Origin of the sequence: Caballeronia udeis (genome assembly GCF_001544555.2) — a bacterium.
Classification (GTDB): Bacteria; Pseudomonadota; Gammaproteobacteria; order Burkholderiales; family Burkholderiaceae; genus Caballeronia; species Caballeronia udeis.
On the sequence record NZ_FCOK02000164.1, the window covers coordinates 1 to 4013 of the forward strand.

At 59.3% G+C, this 4013-nt stretch carries 2 protein-coding genes; both read left to right on the forward strand.

Features of this window, described 5'->3' with window-relative positions; translation table 11 throughout:
* Positions 1–325 precede the first annotated feature (325 nt).
* Complete coding sequence (locus AWB69_RS44855; RefSeq protein ID WP_062093179.1) at positions 326–3091, forward strand: MGH1-like glycoside hydrolase domain-containing protein; 2766 nt, start codon at positions 326–328, stop codon at positions 3089–3091.
* A gap of 148 nt (positions 3092–3239) precedes the next feature.
* Positions 3240–3410 (forward strand): diguanylate cyclase domain-containing protein, encoded by a 171-nt coding sequence (locus tag AWB69_RS46760; RefSeq protein WP_269447531.1) that lies wholly within the window; start codon positions 3240–3242, stop codon positions 3408–3410.
* Positions 3411–4013: the final 603 nt, after the last annotated feature.

A 4013-nucleotide genomic window follows, 5' to 3' on the forward strand; every position in this document is an offset into this window, starting at 1 on the left:
TTTCCATGATGAACCTCCACACGTCTGGTTGAGTGCGTCAGTTTCCCTCGAAGGGAGGCGTCGGGTCCATCTCAGTAAAATCTGGCGCTTTGATCCTGAAAATCCATGTTGATCAAGAACTTGCGCAGTCGCTGATTGCGCAAAAGCTACCGAACGGCCGAGCCTTGCTGCAGGCGGCTCTGCGCACGGCTACCGCCAGATTTTGCAAGGAATGTACGACAACCCCTAAAGGAGGCCATCATGCAAGTGTGGCATGCGAATGAGCCGACCAGAATGCCTCGGATCAACCATCACTTCGTGTTTCATGATGCAATCGGGAGGTTCCATGCCACCGCTACATGCAATCAATCTTCTCCAGTCGAAGGAAGGTGCCCGGCTCCATGGTCCGGAACTCGACCAATGGCGCCGCTGGGGACCTTATTTGAGCGAGCGGCAATGGGGCACTGTTCGTGAGGACTACAGCGAATACGGCACCGCATGGGACTACTTTCCGCACGATCATGCGCGCAGCCGCATGTACCGCTGGGGCGAGGACGGCATTGCCGGATTCGGCAACGACCCGCTCGACTGGTGCGTATCGCTCGCGCTCTGGAACGGGCACGATCCGATCATCAAGGAACGGCTCTTCGGGTTGACGAATGAGCAAGGCAATCACGGCGAGGACGTAAAGGAGCTTTACTTCTATCTCGACGGCACGCCGACGCATTCGTACATGAAGATGCTGTACAAGTATCCTCACGACGCGTACCCGTACCAGGATCTGATCGACGAAAATCTGCGGCGCGGCGCCGAACAGCCCGAATATGAAATCCTCGATACAGGCGTGTTCGACGATAACCGCTACTTCGACGTCTGCGTCGAATATGCGAAGCACACACCCGACGATATCGTCATGCGCGTTAGCGTCGAAAACCGCGCGGATCAGAGCGCGGCGCTTCATGTGTTGCCGCAATTCTGGGCGCGCAACAGATGGGCTTGGTCGGACAAACCCGGCAAGCCGTCGCTCAAACTGGAGCCGAATGCGGAGGAGGGCGCACGCGTCGTCGCGCACAATCCCGCTCTCGGAACGATGATCGTGACGGCGTCGGCGCAACAGCCGATCGAGTGGCTCTTCTGCGAAAACGAAACGAATATGCGCCGCATTTTCGGGTTCGAAGGAGCGGGGCCGGGGCCATTCAAGGACGGCTTCAATGACTACCTCGTCGACGGCGACGAGCAGGCGATCCGGCGCGACGGGGGCACCCGCGCCGCTGCGCATGTGTACCTGCAGTTCGCGCCTCATGAGCGCTCGGTGCTGTATCTGCGCTGGCGTCCAGAATCGTCTCCGGCTGCTGCTGCGGCTCCGGATGCCGTGCCGCTCGACATGGAAGCGCTCTGCGCGCGCCGGCAAGCGGAGGCCGACGAATTCTATGTGGCGCTTCAGCACGACATCGCCGACGCCGATGCGCGGCTCGTACAGCGTCAGGCGCTCGCCGGCATGCTGTGGTCGAAGCAGTACTACCAGTTCGACGTAACACGCTGGCACGACGGCGACCCCGGCCAACCGAAGCCACCGAGAGCACGCAGGCGCGGTCGCAACGCGGACTGGCGGCACATGTGCAATGGCGACATTGTCTCGATGCCGGACAAGTGGGAGTACCCATGGTACGCGTCGTGGGATCTCGCATTCCATGCGGCCGCATTCGCCATGATCGATCCCGACTTCGCGAAGAAGCAATTGCTGCTGCTTGTGAAGGAGCGCTACATGCATCCGAACGGGCAATTGCCTGCCTATGAGTGGGCGTTCGGCGATGCGAACCCGCCGGTTCATGCGTGGGCAACATGGCGTGTCTATGAACTCGACCGCGAGGTGACGGGCGTTGGCGATCACGCGTTTCTCGAAGTCATGTTCCACAAGCTGCTGCTTAATTTCTCGTGGTGGGTCAACCGCAAGGACGCCGATGACCGCAACATCTTTCAGGGTGGTTTTCTTGGGCTCGACAACGTGGGCATTTTCGACCGGTCTTCGCCACTACCGACCGGCGGCCGCATCGATCAGGCCGATGGCACAGCATGGATGGCCTCCTACGCGCTCGACCTGATGCAGATCGGCCTCGAACTGGCGATGACGAACAACGCGTACGTCGAAATCGCGGTGAAGTTCTTCGAGCACTTTCTGTATATCGCGGAAGCGGTCAGTTGCAACGAAGGCTGCAGCACAGGGTTATGGGACGAACACGGTGAATTCTTCTACGACGTATTGCACCTTCCGGACGGTACCCGTGTGCCTATGCGCATTCGCTCGATCGTCGGACTGATTCCGCTTTTCGCCGTTCACGTGCTCGAGGAGCGGGTGTACGGCCATTTGCCGGGATTGCGCGAACGGCTGGCGTGGTTTCTTGATCATCGCCCGAATCTGGCAAAGCTGGTGTCGCGCTGGACCGAACCCGGCAAAGGCAACACCACGCTGCTGTCATTGTTGCGCGGACACCGGATGAAAGCGCTGTTGCGCCGCGCGCTCGATGAAAACGAATTTCTCTCCGGGCACGGCTTGCGGGCGCTGTCGCGTGTGCATCGCGATGCACCGTACCTCTTCGACCATGACGGCGTGAACTTCTGCATCAAATACGAACCAGCCGAATCGGACTCGCGTGCGTTCGGCGGCAATTCGAACTGGCGAGGGCCGGTCTGGATACCGGTCAACTACCTGCTGATCGAATCGCTATATGAGTTCCATCGCTACTACGGCGATGAGTTTCGCGTCGACTATCCGACGGGATCGGGCAACAGTTTTTCGCTGAGCGAGATTGCTGACGATCTCGCACGGCGCGTCACCACACTCTTTCTCAAAGATGCACAAGGCCTGCGGCCCGTCATGGCGGCCTATCCGATGCTGCAGGCTGACCCGCGTTCGCAGGATCTCGTCCTGTTCCATGAGTACTTTCATGGCGACAACGGACGCGGCGTCGGTGCTTCGCATCAGACTGGCTGGAGCGGGCTCGTCGCGTTGCTGCTTCAGCCGCGCATGATGAAGCTGTCTCATGTGGCGCCTGATGCTGCCTCGGTGGCCGCACCAGTGGCCGAAGACACCGCACCGGCGATGGCGCGCTAGCGTTCCGGCTGCTGGAATGCGCCTCGGCAAATTCGCGCACCCTCCAGCACACTGCGGTCCGCTGATCCGGGTTTCTAGAATTTCTTCCGGATCCCGACCAGTGCCATGAACTGGCTGTTTTCGCAGCGCGATCGAGGCCGAGCCGGCGCTGCACGGCGCACTGAACATTGCGGTGACGGCGAGCATCGGTGCGGCTCAGGTACGCGACGATGCAATGTCGGCGAACGAAGTTGTGCGCGATGCCGGCCGTGCGCTATACGAAGCGAAAGCGGCCGGGCGTAACCGGATGGCAATGGCGCCGCCGGGCTTGTTGGACTGAGACCCGGTTGCACACGAGCGATGTGCAGGCGCATCCGGCGCGTTCAGGAAGCCCGGACGAGGCGATATCGATAGGCATCGATATCGTCATGCCATAACTGCCTTGCAAGCGAGTTGTTGCCGGTGGCGTAAAACCGACACCAGACGGGTCTCCGGATAGTTCGTCAACGAAGGCGGCGCTGGATGGGTCCATCACGTAATCTCAAGCAATCTTTGATTTTACATAAGGTTAATTATCACATTCAGTGGTACCTAAAGAAGTGTTGCGGATTTCGCCTCGCTGTCATGGATTCGACGCAACAGCTTCATATCATTTGGCACCTTTTTACCGTTGCGTCGATCGATGACTTTCCTCCAGTTATCGGATTCGCTGGTTCCGGGCCAACTGCGAAGCGTCACCCTGGTCGGTGAGTCTGCAATTCCACGATATTGGGCCAACGTCTGGCTGATCATGTCAATGGGCCATCTGGCCGAATCGACCCAAACTGGCAAGCTTCGGTACATCGAGGACCTTTACCAGCACGCGGACGGCGGTTGTCAACGTACTTGTCGTGTCACTTCAAGCAAACTGCTTTAGTTCTTCCGGCTGCATGCGCTCCGGATT